General features: G+C 34.7%; 1 protein-coding gene. It reads left to right on the top strand.

All coding sequences use genetic code 11. From position 1 onward, the window contains the following. On the top strand, nt 1–191 hold a 191-nt coding region (locus tag ACFIK8_RS10390), incomplete at its 5' end, for a S4 domain-containing protein (RefSeq protein WP_375669380.1). Nucleotides 192–300 lie beyond the last annotated feature (109 nt).

Genomic DNA, 300 nt, shown 5'->3' with positions numbered 1-300 from the left:
TTCTAGCACAAGCAGGATTAGCAAAATCGAACAGTGAAGCGCGGCGACATATTCAAGGGGGAGGTATCCGTGTCAATGATCAACTTGTTGAGGATGAAACATGTCTTATTCTTGAAGAAGATATTAATGCACAAGGAATAATTAAACTTTCCTTCGGTAAGAAAAAACATGTTTTGATAAAACCGCTATAATCTATTTATGATTTTTTGTTCCCATTTTATATTTGTCTGGCGCACAATGCTTATACTTCTCATGCTGATCTTATTTTCTCCATTCAATTCTTATAATATAATGCGCTCT

Source organism: Bartonella sp. MR168JLCBS, from assembly GCF_042194175.1.
Note: the sequence above shows the minus strand (reverse complement) of the source record. Positions and strands in the feature narration are given on the sequence as shown.